Below are 18,330 nucleotides of genomic sequence, written 5' to 3' on the forward strand. Positions count from 1 at the left end.
CCTTGTTTATTAGCTAATGCCGACGCCGGCCATCTCGGGAGCTGAAATGACGGGAAGGCGTGGAGTAAATTTGCGCGGTTCGGTCGTTTCGTCGTTAGCCTCACTCAAATGCTCCCACAGTCGAGACAAAGCGCCTGGATCTCCCAAACGGGATTGGACAATGTAGTACTCGCATTCGAGGTCCCGGTGACGTTCGTTAGGAGCCATGGCGAGAGCGCGGCTAAGATAGTCTTTGGCCAGCGCATAATCTTCGGCAGCCACGGCACGCCGTGCTAAGACGCGAAGGGCATAAATTTTGGTATCTTGCCATGGCCAGCCATCAGGCGCATGCAGAATGCGGGTCGTATAGCGTTCGACCAAGGGCTCCGAATCGGTTGTGCGAAGAAGCGCCTCTAATATGACCGCTTGCCCTTCTTGAAAGTGAACGCGGTCAAAAACGGTCAAGGAGGATTCTAGCAATTCCCGGGCTTTGTCTAGCCGCCCTAAGTCCGTTAAGACTTGCGCAATGTCCGCTTGCAGGGCAGCGCGTTCTTCATTGCCGCGGATGTCGGGCAACAAGCCTAAGGCTTCATCGATAGCGCTGGTGGCTTCCGCCTGATGGCCCAAGCGCCATTCAGCGGCCGCTATACGGGTTAATAGTTCTGCCCGCCGCGGAGCGCTAATTAACTTTTGGGGTTCGTCAAGCGCCATACGGTACAGCTCTAAAGACGAAACCCATTGCCTTTGACTATAGCAAAAATCTCCGTAATGCTGCGCCGCTTCGGCCCGAATGTTAGGACCTTCTCGGCTGGTAAGGCGTCCTGCATACTCCAGAGCCTGCTGAAATGAATTCATGGCTTTATGAAACGAACCGTGACGCGCAGCTGCCATTCCTAAAGTGTTGGCAATTTCAATTGCTTGGACAGGGTGGTCGTCGGGATGAATGAGCAACAAACTTTCTTCCAAGTGCGCTAGCGCGGCGTCCAAATTGCCTTGAGACATTTCTAATTTGCCCATCGTAGCCTTAATGCGCGCGAGAATGTCTTCGCGTCCCGTTCGCTCGGCCAGCGTTAAGGCTTCTTGCAGGCCTAACATGCCATCTTCTAGGCGTCCGCTGTTCCACAGCGCTTGGGCTGCTTTCAACAGCACTTCAATGGTGCGCATATCATCGCCGTTCTCCAAAAAGAATCCCAACGGCTTGCCTAGGCGACCGGCCATGATATCCAAGGCTTTGTGGGATGGATGGATACGGCCTAACTCGACTTGGCTTACATAACTCTTGGTCAGCTCGTCGCCTGCGAGCTGTTCTTGGGTTAATCCCAGCTTCTTTCTCAGGTCGCGAATCTTAGTACCCACCATAATTCATCCCTCCTAGCTGATAATGTACCACAAGTAAAAGAAATAAACATCGTGAGGACGCTACAAATCTTTAAAAAAATTCGCTTAGGTCAAATAAGAAAATGTATAGGGTAATTTTTTATATCGCGGTTATTTAACTAAACTGCCGCGAAGAAGAGTTAATGAATATAGCCTAAGAGAACTAGGAAATAAATACATGACAAATTATGTCGTGTATATTATGACCGCGTTCATACTCTGAGGCCATCTCGCTCACACTATGGGTACGACCGTGATGACAATCGCTAGGGTAAGTGGGCATATGGACCATCTTATGAACAATTGAACAAAGGGGCGACGATGTGAAGATAAATGGCACAATACAGCAATTACTGAAGCGCTGGTTGGGTGCGGGGATTGTGGTGGGAGCGTGTTTGTTGTTATCAGGAGCGGGCACGGCTCCGAGTGGTGGAATTGCGGGGGCACTTTTGCGGGGGCGTACGATTATTATAGACCCAGGGCATGGGGGATTTGACCCAGGGGCCAAAGGGCGTGTAGCGCAAGAGGATCAAGTGAACTTGGCGATGTCTTTAGCGTTAAAGCAATGGTTTGAGGAGGCGGGGGCTCGGGTGTTGCTGACGTGGGATCATCCGGGCGCCATTCCTAGCCACCGCAAATATCGAGTGCAGCAGCGTACGATGTGGATTAATCAAACGGGGGGCAATGTACTCATCGACATTCACTGCAACTCCGCGGATCCCGGTTCACATGGGCCGCAAACCTTTTACTGGGACGGGAAAGGCTCCTATCATCTAGCCCATGATGTGCAAGAAGAGTTGCAATATTTTACGAAAACGCGACGCAAGGTCACGCGCATTGACCAGTATGTGCTACGGCAAGCGCAAATGCCGGCCATTAATGTGGAAGTCGGCTTTATCACCAATCGAAAAGAGGAACAGCTGTTAATCAACCCGGCCTATCAACGGAAATTGACATGGTACATTTTTCTAGGAACCGAGCGGTGGTTCCTCAAAGGGCGTTGGCCGGAAAAACTTTTGCAAGCACCGCCTCCGACGCATTTACTCATCCGGGATTGAGGTTGCCTCAGGTATAATGGGAGAAGATGCACGGTAAGGGAGGATTTCTGGTGGGACCAAAAACCGTACGGATTATTGGTGTGCCTTTGGATTACGGTGCGGACAGGCGTGGGGTCGATATGGGCCCCAGTGCCATCCGCTACGCAGGACTGCATGAAAAACTGCGTCAAGCCGGGCATCAAGTCGTGGATTTAGGCAATTTACCGGTGCCGGTTCCCGAAAGCCGAGAAGTGGCGCAGACCAATCTTAAATATCTGGACGAAATTGTGAAAGTCAGCCGGGTGTTGGCCCGTGCCGTCGAGAAGGCGGTGGAAGAGGATGCCTATCCTTTAGTGCTCGGCGGAGATCACAGTATTGCCATTGGGACCATTGGCGGCTTAGTGCGTCATTTCCAAAATCTTGGCGTGCTGTGGTTTGATGCGCACGGGGACTACAATACAGATCAGACGTCCCCTTCGGGAAATATTCACGGCATGCCGGTAGCAACGGCCGTTGGGTTGGGGCATCCGGCGCTGCAGGCCTCCTTTCATGGTCGCTTCGTGAATCCCGCCAAAATTGTCTATGTGGGCGTCAGAACTCTAGACCCCGCAGAAGCTCAAGCGTTGCGTCAATCGGGCACGACAGTATTTTCCATGCATGAAATTGACCGTTACGGCATGCGCGACGTAATGGCCAAGGCTATGGATATTGTGACAGACGGCACCGATGGCGTGCATTTAAGCTTCGATATTGACGCGGTAGACCCCTTATACGCCCCGGGCTCAGGGACGCCCTTTTCTGGGGGTCTCACCGAACGAGAGGCTCATTTGGCACTCGAACTGCTGGCGGAAAGTGACATTCTCTCCTCTATGGAAATGGTCGAGGTCAATCCCATTTTGGACGAACATAACCGAACAGGCCAATTAGCAGCCAATCTTATTGCGTCAGCGCTTGGCCACCGCATTATTTAATAAGGGGAGGAGAATCAGCCATGGCATGGAATACCGATATTATAACATACCGTCGCGATTTGCATAAAATTCCGGAGCTTGGGTTTCAAGAACGGCAAACGCAGGCGTATTTGGTACAAGCCCTAAAACACATGGGACTCACGCCGGTTGAAGTAGCCGAGACCGGAGTCATGGCGGATATTCTAGGCAGCCAACCGGGCAAGACGATTGCTGTGCGCGCGGATATTGATGGGTTACCTTTGCGGGAAGAAACGGGTCTTGATTTTAGTTCCGAACACCCGGGGGTGATGCATGCGTGTGGACATGATGGGCATATGGCCATCGTCTTAGGGCTGGCAGAGCGCTTAACGGCGGACCGAAATTTTCCAGGGACTGTGCGTGTATTTTTCCAACCCTCCGAAGAGAAGCCCCCGGGGGGAGCGCCAGCCATGATTGCGGGCGGCTGTTTGGAGGGCGTGGATGAGGTGCTGGGACTGCATTTGTGGTCCAATGATCCCGTAGGCACTGTTGGAATCCGTAGCGGCCCTTTAATGGCGAATGCTGATGAATTTACCATTCGTGTCAAGGGCAAAGGCGGGCACGGTTCCGAGCCGGCTCATACGAAAGATGCCGTGCTGATTGCATCGCAAATTGTCGTGAATTTGCAAACCATTGTGTCCAGGCGCCTTAACGCTTTTGATATTGCCGTGGTATCTTGCGGGATGATTCAATCGGGGGTCACGTTCAATATTATTGCGGAGACGGCTGAAATTAAAGGAACGGTGCGGACGTTGTCGCACACCGTGCAGAATACCGTGATGCATGAAATTGAGCATATTGCCAAGACTACGGCGGCGTTGTATGACGCGGATGCCGAACTGTCGTATGTATTTGGCTACCCCGCTGTTATTAATCACGAATCTAGTGTGAAGCGATTGGAAGAGGCATGGAAGGGAATGGTCGACATCATCCATCCCGACCCCGCTATGGGTGGGGAAGATTTTGCTTACTACCTGCAAGAAAAACCTGGCGCCTTTTTCTTTGTGGGATGTCGCCCCGAGGACGATAATCAAGTGTATCCGCATCATTCTCCTCATTTTATGGTAAATGAGAAAGCGTTGCCTCTTGGGGTCGAGTTGCTTTACCGCGGCGTCATGAGCTTTCTTAACCCGTAAATAGTCATTGTCATTGATTTGAGCGGAACCTTTTGGGGTTCCGCTCTTTTTTATGGACATGCGCAAAGAATTTCCCAAAGGGTTGAATAAATATCCTAATCATTGTATAGTAATGCGGTAGGGGGCGGTAAAATTGGTAGAGCGGGTATCGGCCAAAGAAATGCGTGTGCAAGGACGTTCGGTGATTTCTCTCAAAGAATGGACACCAGCGGAAATCAAGCAAGTACTGATGACGGCGCAATGGATGAAAGCCAATCCAAAGGTCGCAGAAATTCAATATGCCTTAAGGGGCAAGTCGGTCGCGATGATCTTTGAGTTGCCATCCACGCGAACGCGGGTATCATTTCAGGTTGCCATCCAGTCGCTTGGGGCGGCTCCCGTGATTTTGGACTGGGAGAACAGCCAGTTGGGACGCGGGGAGCCCATTGAAGACACGGCGCGCGTCTTGTCCCGGTATGTTGATGCCTTGGTTGTTCGGGCGAAGAGTCATGAGATGGTGCAACAATTGCAAAAATGGGCGACTGTTCCGGTGTTTAATGCCTTAACGGATGCGGCGCATCCTTTTCAGGTGTTAGCCGATGCATTGACCATTTGGGAGAACACGGGCTACTTGGCAGGCGCGAAGCTGACCTATGTAGGGGACGGCAATAACATGGCCAATTCGTATCTAGTGATTGGGGCGAAGTTGGGGATGCACGTAAGTGTGGCCTGTCCTGCTGGTTGGATGCCCAAAGAGGACGTGGTCGCCTATGCCCAGCAGGAAGCGGAGGTTACGGGGGGGACGATTCACATTACGTCGGATCCTGAGCAAGCCGTTTTTGGAGCCGATGCTGTGGCCACGGATGTCTTTGTATCCATGGGAGATGAGGACAGCGAGCAAAAGCGAGAGGCTTTAAAACCCTACCAGGTCAATGCCCGGCTGATGGCCATGGCCAAATCAAATGCAATCTTTTTGCACTGCTTACCAGCACATCGAGGGGAAGAAGTGACGGCTGATGTGTTGGAAGGTCCCCAGTCAGTCGTTTTTGATGAAGCCGAAAATCGTTTGCACGTTCAAAAGAGTGTTTTGTATCATACCTTGGCGGAGTTTTAGGGCAAGGACCTAAAGCCTTTTCAAACACCAAAGCCATGGGTCTCTAACACAGAGGTCCATGGCTTCTTTTATGGGATGGGTTAAAGAAGTCATGCCGTATATCGAACAGACGATTTGACTCTTTCGCGTGAACAAGCGCAACATGGTCCGGCCAAAAGGGGGCGAGCTCGAGAAAACGGTCGTAGTCCGTTTTCAAGCAATAACGGGGTATGACGGTACTGATGTCTTGTAAAGGCGCCTCTCTATTCCGTATATCGCCTCAAAGGTTCGTACAAATCAACACGGTTATGATCAGGGCAATGGGAATAGATTGCAAAAATTCCTCAACCCTAAAGAAGGACTTTCTGGTTCGGACGTCTAAAATACTGGGTTTATGGAGAGACAACGGAACCATTGCGTCCCGAAGGCGTGATGTCGTGCTTTTGAGCCTACGAAGGATATCGTGGGCCGCGACAAGGGGCGCATCTTTCTCATGTGGGGATACCCTAAGCTATAGGGAACGTTAGACCGCCAGCGACTGTCTTCTATCGTGATGTCTCGGCTAAGGATGCGACAGGCCTATGAATAAGTGCTATTTGCTAATCACGACGGGCTCACAGCCGAGGCGGTCGTGCTATAGGGAAATCCGATTAGAACATGTAGGAGAGATTAAAATGTCGAGTATTGTCTGGTGGGACGACGACGACAATGCGATTCTAGCAACCATTGACTGGGACGAGATCGCCGCCCTTATCGCTCAGACACTTGCTGATAACGGAGTCGGTAGTGAGCAGGTGCAATGGATCGTCAACCAGGTCCCACAATTTCGCTACCCGCCGGGGAGCCCGGAGGATCAACACCGCATGCGCCAAGCGGTGCAGCTATTCATTGAGCGCCATCAGTCCGTAGAGCTTTATATTGAGGCCTATCCCCGGTTAGCCCAGGTCCTTCAGCGTCATCTCCCAGTTTCCGTCGGGCCTGTCGCCCTTAACCGCCTGATAGCTGACCTCGTACTGTTGGCGGAAGCTTATCTTCCCCGGATTGAGTATGAGCGCTCGCGGATGATCCAAGCCTAGTATGAACGCGCTCGTTCGCGTGGGCGGAATGCGGTTGGCCTGGGTGGGGATGGCAGATGCCCGTTCGGGTTTTGTGCGAGTGGTTGCGCAGGCCGGTGATATTCGCTATCTCGAGGAACTCCGTCGACCCGAGCAGGACGATTTGCTCGATCTTCCCCTGGACCGCCTGGGGGTGCCAGCACTAGAAGCCTTGCACCAAGGCCAGCCACAGTTTATCAACCGTTTGGGCCCCGACTTGCCGCGAATTATCCGCCGACGCTTGCAGCAATATCATTTAGGTTCTGGAGCGGCTCTGCCGATTCGGGTGCGGGGGCGTGTGGAAGCCGTTTTCGCGGTCTACCATCAAGAGCAGGACTATTTTGATGCGCCCATGCGTGGCCTCTTAAAAGAACTCATTGTGTCCGCCGAAGAAGGCTTGGACCGATTGTGGGCCCAGCAAGCGGAACTCGCCGCGCACAGGGAACAAGCACAACTGGCACAGCATCTCCGGGATGTGAGCGCGTTAAATAGCGTGTTGGCGGAAACTAACCAAATCCTCCCGACGCTAGACAGTTCGTTTCAAGTCTATGAGACGGTCTGCCGCATCCTCGTCGAGCGCGGCAAGATGGCTTTGGCATGGGTTGGTGTCCCTAGTCGGGACGGTTTTGTCCGGGTGGTGGCGGCCGTCGGTGAAACGCACTATTTATCGGCAATGCGGCGGCCGGGTCACCCCAAGCAGGTGGCGATTTCCTGGCAGCCGGGGCGACCAGAAAGTTTAGGGCCAACCGGACACGCATTAATGACCGGTCAGCCCCAGTTTGTTGACGTGGTTGATTATCCGCCCAAGGGCATCGACATGAGGCCCTGGCGGGATTGGCTAAATCGGTTTAGCTTACGTTCCAGCGCCGCCTTGGCGATTCGTCACGGATCCCATGTGGCGGCCGTTCTCACCGTTTATCATCGTCAGATGGTAGGATTTAACCCGGAACTACAAACCCTCTTAAAAGAACTTGTTGTCGATATCGAAGAGGGGATTCGGCGTATTGGATTGCAACGCTCCGAACGTGTGGCCCGACAACGACTGTCTCGTACGGTCACGACCCTTTTGGAACTGCAAAACCTCTACCGGTCGTTGTTGCGGCAAGGCGATACGATCTTACAAGCCAAGACGGCGGACGAGATTTTGACTTCCAGTTGCGAACGATTGGTTGAAGGCGGTTTGTTTCTCGTCGCTTGGGTGGGGCAACCGGTAGAGAATGCGCCGTCTTTGCGTTGGCGTTTCTTAGCAATAGCGGGACCTGGTCAAGACGCCAATCAAAAATTTACTCCCTTTTTTGATCACAGTCCCGTCCCCCCGCCGGAGGCTGCGTGGCAGAGCCAGCAACCCGTGTCCCATCCGGATTTGGCGAGTGACCCCGTGATGCCAGATACGCTTCGTCAATTCTTTGAGGAGATTGGGGGCCGTGCCGCAGCATCCATTCCCTTGCGCCGCGGTGGGCAACGCTATGCGGTTCTTACCGTGATCAGCGCCAAGCCGCACGCGATGACCGACAAAATCATGGAGCTGTTGTCGCATATCGGCGATTTGATGAGTCACGGACTAGATGCCTTAGATGCGAGGAACAGGCTCGAACAATCACAACAACAAGCATGGGATTTGGCACACCATGACCCCTTAACGGGCTTACCGAACCGGCTCTGGTTAGCAGACTATTTGCCCCAAGCGCTAAAGCGGGCCGAAGCTGAAGGACGCCAACTGGCAGTCGGTATGATCGATTTGGATGATTTTAAGACGGTCAACGATACGTGGGGCCACGACCACGGCGATCGCGTGTTGCAAATCGTCGCCCAAAGCCTTTCCCGGCGTTTAGCCGGGCACGGGCATTTGGTGCGCCTCGGTGGGGATGAATGGCTCATGGTGTTGGAGCCGCGCTCATGCAAATCGCGGATTTCATGCGGCTCAAGCTCGTCATCGAGGGCGTCGAGACGGTTCCGGTGCGTGATGCGATTCGGTTGATGGCACGACAACAAGTTCCGGCGGTGCAAGGCTACGTCTTTTCACGGCCGGTTCCTCCTGATGAGATTGTCGCCGTGGGCCACTTAGGTTACCAGATTCCGCCGGTCCCAACGATAGGCCCTGACCAGTGGTTTTTGGCTTATGCTCGCCGTGTTGTCTTCCAAGAGGCCTTTAGCGGGATGGTTTATTATGCCCCGGGGTTATTGGATATCGACAAAGTGAGCGATCTACACGCCTGTCATCTCAATCCTTCGTTTATCCACGATCCCAGGCTCACTCCCGTGTACGAGGAACTGCATCGCGAGATGGCTCGCTGGGCCTCCCACGCAGGGAACGTCGCCGTGATGCAACACGTCTCACAATTGGAAGTGGAGCTTTTATCGCGGCTGGAATCGCTCATCTTAACGCGTGGTGCGACCCTTGACGGGCTCCCAACCGCTTAAGCCATAGAGGCTGGAAGCAGCTTTGCAATGATTCGTCATAAGTTGTGAATCTTTCTGTTAAGACGCGAAGACGAAATGGCGATTGCCATGATAGACTATTCTCAAGGGATTGAGAACGGAGGGGTGCGCGTGGTACGACTATCATCCGTATACCGGAAGCTGGAAGAGGGGTCGAAGCGGCTGACGCCTCAACGCGAACTGGTCATCCGCATCTTCTCTGAGCACCCGGGGGAGCATCTCTCGGCGGAAGAAGTGCATCAGCTCGTTAAAAAGAAATTTCAGGACATCGGTTTGGCGACGGTCTACCGGTCTTTGGAATTATTAACCCACCTCGAAATTTTGACGCGGATTAATTTTGATGATGGGCGGGCGCGGTATGAATTTAACCAAGAAGAAACTCACCGCCATCACCACCTCGTTTGTGTGCGCTGTGGACGTGTCGAGGAATATGGGGAAGATTTGCTGGATACGCTGGAAACGCGGATATTTAAAGAACGTGGCTTTACCGTGCTTGATCATGAACTAAAATTCTATGGCATTTGCCATGCTTGCGCGGCCAAACGCGGAACTGATAAGGGGGAGAAGATATGACGACGCAGCTCTATTGTTATAGACGGTGAAGCACCTGTGCTAAAGCGCGAGCGTGGCTTGGCGCACACCGTATTGCCTTTTCCGAACGGGACTTGATTGAAAAGCCTCTGAACGTTGAAGAACTGAGGGAGTTGGCTCAGAGGGTGGGGGGCATTGCAGCCATTGTATCCAAAAGGAGCCCTGCGTATAAAGGGTACGTCCAGCAGATTCAAGATGAGGCCGATTGGCTGGAAGCCATGGCTAAAGAGCCGCGGTTGATTCGTCGCCCTATTTGGTTCGTGAATGGTCACCACCGGATTGGATTTGATGTGGATGCTTGGGAGAGCGCCATAGAGGGACATCAAAATCCGTGATAGGATCCCCAATAGGCATTTTGCGGATACCCACGCTGTTCCCAATAGCCTAACTGGTCGTGGGGAGAAAACGCGATCCGCACCAGCCACTTTAAGGACTTGTACCCATACATGCCGGGGACGAGCAAGCGCAGCGGATATCCTTGCGAGGCCGCCAACGGCTGACCATCCATGGCGTAGACCAATAGGGGTTGATATTGGTGAATTTGTTCCGCGCTTAAAGACTCTGTGTAGACGCCGTCGCCGGAAAAGAATAGAACCCACGGCGTGTGCTCGGGTTGCCATCCTACAGATTCGAGGAAATGCAAGAGGTCAATGCCCTCCACCTGCACACCATTCACGGCCCACCCGGTCACACATTCGAAGTTGAGACGCCTTGAGGTGGGAGGCATGTGCTGCAATTCATCTAGACGATACGTGCGCTTCACGGGGCTATCGACCCAAAGCCGCCACGTCTGTGGTGTGAATTGAGGGTAGCCATCAATGACGGTGTAAGGCACAAAGCCGGGTAAGGCTCCTTGCGTGCGCCCTTGCTGAAAGATCCGCCCGCTCAACATCATGAGTAAATTGGGTAAGGCGATGACAAAAGGGGCGGTGGCAACTGTGGCTAAGATCCAGTGCAGAGCGCGCCGTCTTGATGAGGGGGTAGCGCGTGACAAGGGTGTCGGCCGATGGGTCAGCAGGTGCGTAAGCACCCAGATGACCAATCCCGCGGCGCTCGCTCCATGCACCACCGTGGCGATTGACCGTGTCCACGAGGGTCCTATAAACAGGGCCACGCCACTGACGCAGAGCAGCACTAAGAAAAAGAGGGCCCAGCGGGTAAAGGCCGGTTGTGTTCTGCCCACCGGGGCTGGCCAGGGATAGAAGCGCGCGGACCATCCCAACAAGGCGAGGGCATAAATAATGCCTCCCCACTCGTGAATCGTTTGGACCGCCGGAAACCAAGGTCCGAGCGCGCGCCGCCAACTCGACAGAAAGAGACCAAATCCTGTGGCGACAAATAGTCCGACCCAAAGCGCGTGACGCCAATGGCGCTGGGAAAAGGATGTAGGGGGCCTTTTCGGTATCATGGCAGGTAATGCCCGAGAAAATGGTCAAACAGCAGCCGGGTGAGGCGTGGTAACAGGCGCATGGCTTCATTGTCGACATGAAAGCGCAAGTCTTCACACTCTGCGCTAAAGAGCGCGACGGTATAGTCCCCCCATTTGGACGTGACGATGCCCACATCATTGCGAATGCCTTCGAGGGATCCGCTTTTGCTGCCGATTTGCACCAAGGCCGGCGTGTCGCCCTCCTCGTTTAGCAGATGATAAGGCAAGTCGCGTGTCATGATCGTATTGTATTGCTGGCGTGTGAGAATGTCCCACATGATACCGGAGGCCCAGGGGCTAATGAGTGTGCGGTGATAGAGGCTTTTGAGCAGCCCGCCGATTTCGTCGGCGGGGGCTATGCCAATAGGTCCAGGTTGTGCGAAATCAATGCGCTTATATAAATGGATATGAGGCGTTCCTAAGCGGTGCATCACCGCATTGACCGTCTCCAATCCGATCTGCCGTAGCACCATGTTGGTGGCGACATTGTCACTGACTGTAATCATCAAGGTCAGGGCGTCGTGGAGTGACAGGGCGAATCCCGGGGTGAGATTTTGCACTACCCCGGAACCTTCGACATAATCGTCACGAGTGTACACCAGTGGGGTGGCTAAATCGAGATGACCGGCTTCCACTTGGTCCATCGCAGCAATCATAATAGGCAGTTTAATGACCGATGCGGTCTCCATTAGGCGGGTTGGCTCATGGGCGACGACTTCATGGGTCTGCAAATGTTCTGCATAAAGTGTGAACCTGCCAGAAAAGTGCTGGGACCATTGTGCAATGGCCTGATGTATATTCGAGATAGACATGATGGCTTTGTTTCCCTCCTGGCCAAGTTTTTAAATAATTCCAGAACAATCCATGGTCTAAGAATTCGGATCCGACGCTACATTTTCGCGAGCTATCCACGTCAAATGCAAGGAGCCTAGTCCTGGAATTTTTTTGCCTTCTAACACGGTGCCGGCAGGAACTGGAGGACTACCATGCGGGATGACGACCAAGACATCCGCCGCTTCATAAGTGGTAATCCGGTCGGATTGCTGGGGGAGGTTGGTATCAAAATACCAACCGTCTGGTTGCCTTATAAGTCTCGCGCGTAGAAAGCGGGTTTCCCGTGTTTTTTTAGGGAAATCTTGCAGTAATCGTCCGGACATTCGTTCTATTGGCAGTTGCGCATGCAACAGCGCGACCAAAAAGGGTAGAGCAATATTGTACCAAGACATTAACGCGGCGCCTGGATTGCCTGACAAAGCGAGGATCGTCGTTCCCTGATATCGCGCTGCAGCAATAGATTTGCCAGGGTGCATGTCAGTACGCCAAAAAAGCAATTGGGCGCGTTGTTGTAAGAAATGAATAATGTGATCTTTGTCCCCCACCGACACCCCGCCGGTTGTGAGTACTAGATCATAAGCTGCGAGATCGGGGCGATTAAAGAACTCATGGACCGCGTCTAGGGTGTCGGGAAGGTGCTGGACTGTCACATCGGCGCCTAACTCGTGCAGTAAGCTATAGAATAATGAGGCGTTCACATTATAAATTTGTCCAGGTCCCAGGGCATTGCCTGGATCTATGAGTTCGTCACCTGAGGTGACGAGTAGTACGCGAAGTCGGCGGTAGACTGCGATGTGGGCATAGCCTCCGAGGGCTAAGACTCCGATCTGCAAAGAGCCTAATCGCTGTCCGGGCCGCATTAAGACTGTGCCTTGAGGGAATTCCGATCCTTGCAGCGTGACATTGCGTCCAGGCTGAACTCGTTGTGCGACATGTACTACCCCTGCTTGCAGCTCGACGGCCTCTTGTTCGATGACCGCATCGAGTCCTTCGGGTAGTGGGGCCCCGGTCATAATGCGTACAGCATCGCCTGCTTGCAGGGGCTTCCTCAAAACCTCCCCGGCCGACACGTAACCAGCGATGCGGAAAGTGCCCGGGGTATCTAGCGCTTTGAGGGCATAGCCGTCCATGGCTGAGCGTGCAAACGGGGGCGCGGCGCTTTGGGCCGTGATGGTCATGGCCAGGGTACGCCCGCTCGACTGGGTGAGTGGCACCCACTCGGTCTCTTGTAGGGGCGGGGTGTGGTGAATGAGGAGGGCTATAGCCTCCTCGACGGAGATATATCTCATAGCGGTTCCTTTCCTAGTGGGCGCTCGCTAGACCTGGGTGGCAGAACAGGAATGTTATCCACCGAAAAACTGAGCGCCATGTGATGTTCAATGATCCAAGCCGCGGCTTGTGAGGCTAGGGCCAGTGTTAAAGGCAAGGGGGCTTTAAACCAGAGATCGACCTCTGACGGTGGGGTGGGTCCGATAACGGCGCGCACGTTGTCAAGTTCTTGTACTAAGAGCTCTGACCCGACAACAATTTTCGGCGTCGCGACCGATTTTGCTCCTTCCCAAAGAATCCATGGATACCACCGGTCTACTTGCCTCCAATCGATGGGAAGTGGAAAAGGACTCCGCCAGGTGGCTTGATAGGGCTGCATGAGCACGGTGTGGGCACCTGCATGGGCGAATCGGTCGGTGTCTGAGCCTACGCGGTCAGGGCGAGGTCGGTGATGAGAAAATTTCACAACCAGAACAGGCCCAGGGAGTTGCTGGCAGAGAGCTTCAATGAGGCGGGTTTTACCCGTATTGGAATATCCCGCGATCTGCATCACAGCCATTTAGGGCACGCTCCCTTCGGGGAGACTAGTCGACTGCCAATGTGCCCAGTCTTCGGGAGTGTTGATATTGACGATCCAGGTTGGCTCGGGCACAAGAACCCAAAGAATGCGCTGCGATGCCAAAAACTCTTGAACTTTATGGCCACCGTGCGATAGAAACTGCTGGAGGGCGGGCAGTAGATGAACGGACCAATATCCGGCCAGCGGTTGCCGGTCCTGACGCCAGTACGGAAAGATGCCGTCGGCCTCCCCCAAGTGCGAGAAGAGATGAGCAAATAATCGGGGGCTGGCAAAAGGCAAATCGGTGGCGAGGACGGCGAGAAAATCTGCAGATGATACCGTGAGGGCTTGCGCGATACCGCCTAAGGGACCAGGATGCGGCGTATTATCAACCACATCGTAAAAAGTCCGGGGTTGATAGCCGAACGGACGCGAGATCCAAATGGTTTGAGCGCCGGATTGTTGTAGGGTATGGCGGGCATATTCGGCCCACGTGACACCGCTGGGGTGCAACAACTCCGCTTTATCGCGGCCCATTCGTTGAGATTGTCCCCCGGCTAGCACTAAGCCGTCTACGCAGATGGTCATGGCGCCAAGCCCCTTTGCCTTTTACGGATATTATATCGGTATTTGTGGGGAACTAAAATGCTAGAGCTTTTACCGCTAAGGCCGCATGCGTTCGGTGCTTAACGCGATAGCAATGCCGCATGTAATCAGGAGAATACTGAGCCACATGGCAAAGGTGGGCAGCTGGTGTAACACGAGCCACGCTAAGAGAGCAGCCCCGGGGATTTCCCCGACCATCGCTAATGAGACATGGGAGGCGGGCACAAACCGGAGCATCCAATTAAATAGCGTATGGCCGCCCAAAGTAGGAATCACCGCCATCAGCCCATAGAGCAGCAGAAGATGCCAAGACATAGGGCCGAAATTGCCTTGGCGGCCCCAGAGCCCAAGTGCGAGTATGAAAGAGGCTGCAGTGTAAGTGCCCCACGAATAAGTCGTCGCCGAGAGGGTACGACGGGCATAAGCGCCCGTTAGGATGTAGGCGCCTGCAAATAAGGACCCCGCCAACGCATCGGCAATCCCTAGCCAGGACACATGAGGGCCTGCCCCCAGCGCCAATGTGGCGAGCCCGGCAGCTAAGAGCCCCAGGCCCCATTGGGTACCACGAGGCAAGGGATGATGTCCTTGAAGGCGGCGAAACAAGGCAACCAGGAGAGGATGGGTGGAAACCAGGGCGGTGGAGAGAGCTACCGGAAGCAAGGACAATGAGTGAATCCAGAAAATGAAATGAGCGGCTAAAAAAATGCCAGACAGGGCCATCATAGGCCACGCTTGGCGCGTAACAGAGAGCGCAGGGCGTTTGAGCACCGGAAGCAAAAGGAGGCTGGTTAAGAAAAGGCGCCAAAATGCAATGGCGGATGCAGGAGCATGGGCTAAACGAATCAGAACAGCCGCGCTCGACACAGATAACACCCCAACGGCCAATGCCCCGTAGAGCTGAATGGCAGCTGGGGTGTTAGAAGACGGCGAACCGTCAGACTTTGGCATAGGACTGGGTCAGCATGTCGCGGAATGCACTGAGCGAGTCTGCCCGATCGGGATCTTGCGTGCTGTAGATCTGAATGAGGTTGGTGAGCATGCGGACCAACATGAACCTGGTCGGCGTCGGACTCAAATAGGCTGGATGGAATCCAAATCCATTGGTCATGAGAAACTGCACACATTCTCCGCGATTGAGCAGCTGTCCTTTCTCGAAGGCATCAATGAACAGACTGTCATTATATTGCAACAGAAAATGCCCTGGCATGCTGATGCCCACCACAGGAATGCGCAAGCGGCGCGCAATGAGAAGGTAGACAAGAGACAGACTGATAGGAATGCCCAACCGACGATCTAACACCTGATTGAGGTAGCTATTATCCGCGTCGTAATAATTGTCGCGGTTGCCGGTAAATCCTAGTTCTTCAAAGAAATAGTGATTTAACGCCTCAATTAGTTCGCGCCCTTTGAGCCCTTGCTCCTCCATCCGCTCCTTAAAGGTTTGAGCCATACTATCGAGCATGTCCCGGTAGTGTTGGCGATTGATGGTGGGGTATCCGGATTCCGCAATGAGAAACGCGCCTTCTTCTAAATCGATCCAAGCGGAGGGCATGGCCGCGAAATGACGAAAACGTTCCCCTAATTCGTCGAGGCGCAGGCGTTCCAGAATACTGTATACGCGTGTGCGCACATGAGGATCGAGGGACGTACGAGCATCTTCGAGAAATGGCTGAGCCTCCTGGCGAGATTCAATCAGTCTCTGCCGTGCGATTTGAGCCGTTTTGATATCGTCATCTCCCAGGAGATGAATCAATGCTTTGATTTCTCTCTCTGTCAATGTTTTCATGGCCGCCGCTCCTTTCTTCTCTACTTCAATGCGGCCGAGATACCGTGGGTTGCTCCAGTTTATGGAACACATACCGGTGACGAGTGTCCGGTATGTTCAGCCGTTATCATAGTATTCGCGGTGTCGGCCAATTTTCCTGCCTATTCTGAAATACTTTGATCGAAGTCGGCTTCACTCTTATTATACAGGGCCTGACAAGAGTCGGAACCGGGTTAATTCCAAATACCCGCATGGTTTCTCCATGTTTCCATTAGTAAAGGTTAGCACGCCAGGATAATCTTCCCACTTAGTATACCCAGCTTTGGCGGTCAAAGGAGCTCGTGGGCAAAAACCTGTTATGACATAACGGGCTGTGCTATGCTACTAAGGAAAGTAATTCCACTGAGTGACGGAACCATTTACGGGGCATGTTTTTAATAGCGTGTTAGCCGAAAAAGGAGGCAAAGCGGGTGGTAGCCGATCAACAAAAGATTTTGACCTATATTGGCCGGATAGCCTATAACAGCCCGGTCATTCAAACGGTCGTCGGGTACTTGATGGCCGATCCCGCACGTGTGGTATTTGTGAGGCAATGGCCCGAAGATCAAACGCTAGCGATGACGATGTCGATTCATCGCCGCATTGAACTGGCGGGTCCGTTATGGCAAGGGTATGTCCGCGGTGTGCCCGTTCCAGATCCGTTGACGTGGATTCAGGCAGCAACTCCGTTTCGGTCCGCGGCGATTGCATTGCGGCTGTCAACGGATGACGTGTGGTTGATGGAAGCGGTTCAGCCTTTAATTCAGTCGGAAGAGGCGGCCGAATACCGCGCGCAGTTAGAGGAGCGGATGCAAACCGTGCGGCAAGAGTTGGATCGGGCGTTGGACTTGTATAATGAATTGCGCCATATTATGGAAGTCGACCGGGAGCGTCAACCCCAGCTGGAAAAGTTTTTAACGCTGGCGCAAACTCAAATGCAAACCATGGGACAAGAACTCAAGGTGCTTAAGGAGAACTTGGATAAGGCCTAGCGATTCTCAAGAGGAGATGGTCGATACGAACAACGACGAACAAATTCGGCTCCTCAATGCAGATATTCGGGGAGAACATGATGCCATTGTCCACTATTTGACGCATGCTTGGACGGTTGCTGAAGTCTATGGGCCGCGTATCGAATCCATCGCTCGCGATGAAATGCGCCACTTAAAATGGCTCGCGCATACGGTCGTGTCTCTGCAAGGCGTCCCGGATTTGACGCCGCGCCATGCGGAGCCCGTCACGGTGCTCAAAGAGGCGTTAGTGATAGACATTGCGGCCGAAAACGAGGCCATTGCGCAATACGCGGATCATCGCGAACGTATTGATGATCCGCGTATTCAGGCCCTGTTGGCCCGCATAATTGTGGACGAAAAGGACCACCGGCGCCAATTTCAGGAGATGGCGGAGCAAACCGAGGGGACTGCACCTGATTTTGAAGCGGGGCCAAACGTCGCAGTCGCCGAGGTGGCGCAGCATCTGCAAACGCTGTTGGGCTTTGAATACCAACAAATTTTGAACTACCTTTTCCAGTATTTTGTCGCAGTGCATGGCCCATCTCTTGGCATGAACGATGAAGACCGGGCTGTGGAGGAAATGAAACATTTGGGATGGATCGCCGAAGCCTTAACGCCTATGGGCCAATATCCTGACTGGCGTAAAGCTTCAGGGCATCGTGTATCCCCCGACTCACCGCAGAAACCGGTCTATCAACATGTTTTAGCGTGGGTAGAACAAGAAAGCCCAGACTTCGCGCCCTTAATGCGGCGCATTTTGGCACATCAGGAATATCAATGGCAAAACGCTGATGCTAGTGGGTGGACCGTAGGCCCCTTAAAAGACGCCGGAAAGAAGGCATAATCATGGAGTTGTCTTGGCAGCGGGAGCAGAAAATATGGACTTGGCGATCGGCATCGATGCGGTCGTTGGGTATGTGGAATCCACGTCGATGAATCACCGGTTGCGTGTGCTGGAAACCTTGACGCTGCGCATCAAACGCCCTGCGGCGATTTGCCACATTGCGCCCGCTAATGCCTAAAGAGGAGATTTTCAGAAGCTTGCCGTGGGGTGGCTTCCATGGGAAGATGTAATGAGAGGCGGTAGAGTCTATCGGCATAA

At 53.4% G+C, this 18,330-nt stretch carries 18 protein-coding genes and 2 pseudogenes; 12 read left to right on the plus strand and 8 right to left on the minus strand.

Going from position 1 to position 18,330, the window contains the following annotated elements; translation table 11 throughout:
• Positions 1–9 precede the first annotated feature (9 nt).
• Positions 10–1,338: a helix-turn-helix domain-containing protein gene (locus ORD20_RS10225; RefSeq protein WP_103374945.1), complete on the minus strand. Its 1,329-nt coding sequence runs from the start codon at positions 1,336–1,338 to the stop codon at positions 10–12.
• Positions 1,339–1,679: 341 nt separating this feature from the next.
• Here ORD20_RS10225 and ORD20_RS10230 point away from each other — a divergent pair, with 341 nt between their 5' ends.
• The 9 genes and pseudogenes from ORD20_RS10230 to ORD20_RS10270 all read left to right on the plus strand — a co-directional run.
• A complete protein-coding gene (locus ORD20_RS10230) occupies positions 1,680–2,414 on the plus strand; it encodes an N-acetylmuramoyl-L-alanine amidase family protein (protein WP_242968360.1) in 735 nt (244 codons plus the stop codon).
• A 50-nt stretch (positions 2,415–2,464) separates the two neighbouring features.
• Complete coding sequence (gene rocF, locus ORD20_RS10235) at positions 2,465–3,364, plus strand: arginase (protein WP_207654628.1); 900 nt, start codon at positions 2,465–2,467, stop codon at positions 3,362–3,364.
• Positions 3,365–3,384: 20 nt separating this feature from the next.
• Entirely contained in the window at positions 3,385–4,518 is a 1,134-nt protein-coding gene (locus ORD20_RS10240) for a M20 metallopeptidase family protein (RefSeq protein WP_103374943.1), read from the plus strand.
• A gap of 133 nt (positions 4,519–4,651) precedes the next feature.
• The gene (argF, locus tag ORD20_RS10245; RefSeq protein WP_103374942.1) at positions 4,652–5,611 is read left to right on the plus strand and encodes an ornithine carbamoyltransferase; all 960 of its coding nucleotides are present in this window, start codon (positions 4,652–4,654) and stop codon (positions 5,609–5,611) included.
• 653 nt (positions 5,612–6,264) lie between these two features.
• A complete protein-coding gene (locus ORD20_RS10250) occupies positions 6,265–6,666 on the plus strand; it encodes a hypothetical protein (protein ID WP_430626145.1) in 402 nt (133 codons plus the stop codon).
• A 1-nt stretch (position 6,667) separates the two neighbouring features.
• Positions 6,668–8,662: a GAF domain-containing protein gene (locus ORD20_RS10255; RefSeq protein ID WP_430626146.1), complete on the plus strand. Its 1,995-nt coding sequence runs from the start codon at positions 6,668–6,670 to the stop codon at positions 8,660–8,662.
• On the plus strand, positions 8,581–9,105 hold the full coding sequence (locus ORD20_RS10260; protein ID WP_430626147.1) for a hypothetical protein: 525 nt from the start codon (positions 8,581–8,583) through the stop codon (positions 9,103–9,105). Before ORD20_RS10255 ends, ORD20_RS10260 begins: the two co-directional genes overlap by 82 nt.
• A 129-nt stretch (positions 9,106–9,234) precedes the next feature.
• A complete protein-coding gene (locus ORD20_RS10265; protein WP_103375064.1) occupies positions 9,235–9,696 on the plus strand; it encodes a Fur family transcriptional regulator in 462 nt (153 codons plus the stop codon).
• A 41-nt stretch (positions 9,697–9,737) separates the two neighbouring features.
• Positions 9,738–10,049: pseudogene (locus ORD20_RS10270) on the plus strand (arsenate reductase family protein); the annotation flags it as partial.
• Here the strand turns inward: ORD20_RS10270 and ORD20_RS10275 are convergent.
• The 7 genes from ORD20_RS10275 to ORD20_RS10305 form a co-directional block, all read right to left on the minus strand.
• Positions 10,037–11,122: a molybdopterin-dependent oxidoreductase gene (locus ORD20_RS10275; RefSeq protein WP_103374939.1), complete on the minus strand. Its 1,086-nt coding sequence runs from the start codon at positions 11,120–11,122 to the stop codon at positions 10,037–10,039. The pseudogene ORD20_RS10270 and the gene ORD20_RS10275 overlap by 13 nt on opposite strands.
• On the minus strand, positions 11,119–11,955 hold the full coding sequence (locus ORD20_RS10280) for a serine hydrolase (protein ID WP_103374938.1): 837 nt from the start codon (positions 11,953–11,955) through the stop codon (positions 11,119–11,121). The genes ORD20_RS10275 and ORD20_RS10280 overlap by 4 nt, the downstream gene beginning before the upstream one ends.
• Before the next feature lie 57 nt (positions 11,956–12,012).
• On the minus strand, positions 12,013–13,266 hold the full coding sequence (locus ORD20_RS10285) for a molybdopterin molybdotransferase MoeA (RefSeq protein WP_103374937.1): 1,254 nt from the start codon (positions 13,264–13,266) through the stop codon (positions 12,013–12,015).
• Positions 13,263–13,805, minus strand: coding sequence for a molybdopterin-guanine dinucleotide biosynthesis protein B (locus tag ORD20_RS10290; protein ID WP_103374936.1), 543 nt, complete (start codon positions 13,803–13,805; stop codon positions 13,263–13,265). The genes ORD20_RS10285 and ORD20_RS10290 overlap by 4 nt, the downstream gene beginning before the upstream one ends.
• A complete protein-coding gene (gene mobA / locus ORD20_RS10295; RefSeq protein WP_103374935.1) occupies positions 13,806–14,393 on the minus strand; it encodes a molybdenum cofactor guanylyltransferase in 588 nt (195 codons plus the stop codon).
• Between the two features lie 75 nt (positions 14,394–14,468).
• Positions 14,469–15,359 (minus strand): DMT family transporter, encoded by an 891-nt coding sequence (locus tag ORD20_RS10300; RefSeq protein WP_103374934.1) that lies wholly within the window; start codon positions 15,357–15,359, stop codon positions 14,469–14,471.
• Complete coding sequence (locus tag ORD20_RS10305) at positions 15,346–16,197, minus strand: SirB1 family protein (RefSeq protein ID WP_103374933.1); 852 nt, start codon at positions 16,195–16,197, stop codon at positions 15,346–15,348. The genes ORD20_RS10300 and ORD20_RS10305 overlap by 14 nt, the downstream gene beginning before the upstream one ends.
• Positions 16,198–16,646: 449 nt before the next feature.
• On the opposite strand from ORD20_RS10305, the gene ORD20_RS10310 reads away from it, so the two are divergent.
• The 3 genes and pseudogenes from ORD20_RS10310 to ORD20_RS10320 all read left to right on the plus strand — a co-directional run.
• Positions 16,647–17,207 carry a hypothetical protein gene (locus tag ORD20_RS10310; protein WP_103374932.1) on the plus strand — a complete coding sequence of 187 codons (561 nt, stop codon included), beginning with the start codon at positions 16,647–16,649 and terminating at the stop codon, positions 17,205–17,207.
• Positions 17,208–17,223: 16 nt separating this feature from the next.
• Positions 17,224–18,072, plus strand: coding sequence for a ferritin-like domain-containing protein (locus tag ORD20_RS10315; RefSeq protein ID WP_103374931.1), 849 nt, complete (start codon positions 17,224–17,226; stop codon positions 18,070–18,072).
• Positions 18,073–18,082: 10 nt separating this feature from the next.
• Positions 18,083–18,250 (plus strand): annotated as a pseudogene (locus ORD20_RS10320) (family 1 encapsulin nanocompartment shell protein); the annotation flags it as partial.
• Positions 18,251–18,330: the final 80 nt, after the last annotated feature.

It is taken from the genome of Sulfobacillus thermotolerans (assembly GCF_039623705.1).
GTDB classification, from domain to species: Bacteria; Bacillota; Sulfobacillia; order Sulfobacillales; family Sulfobacillaceae; genus Sulfobacillus; species Sulfobacillus thermotolerans.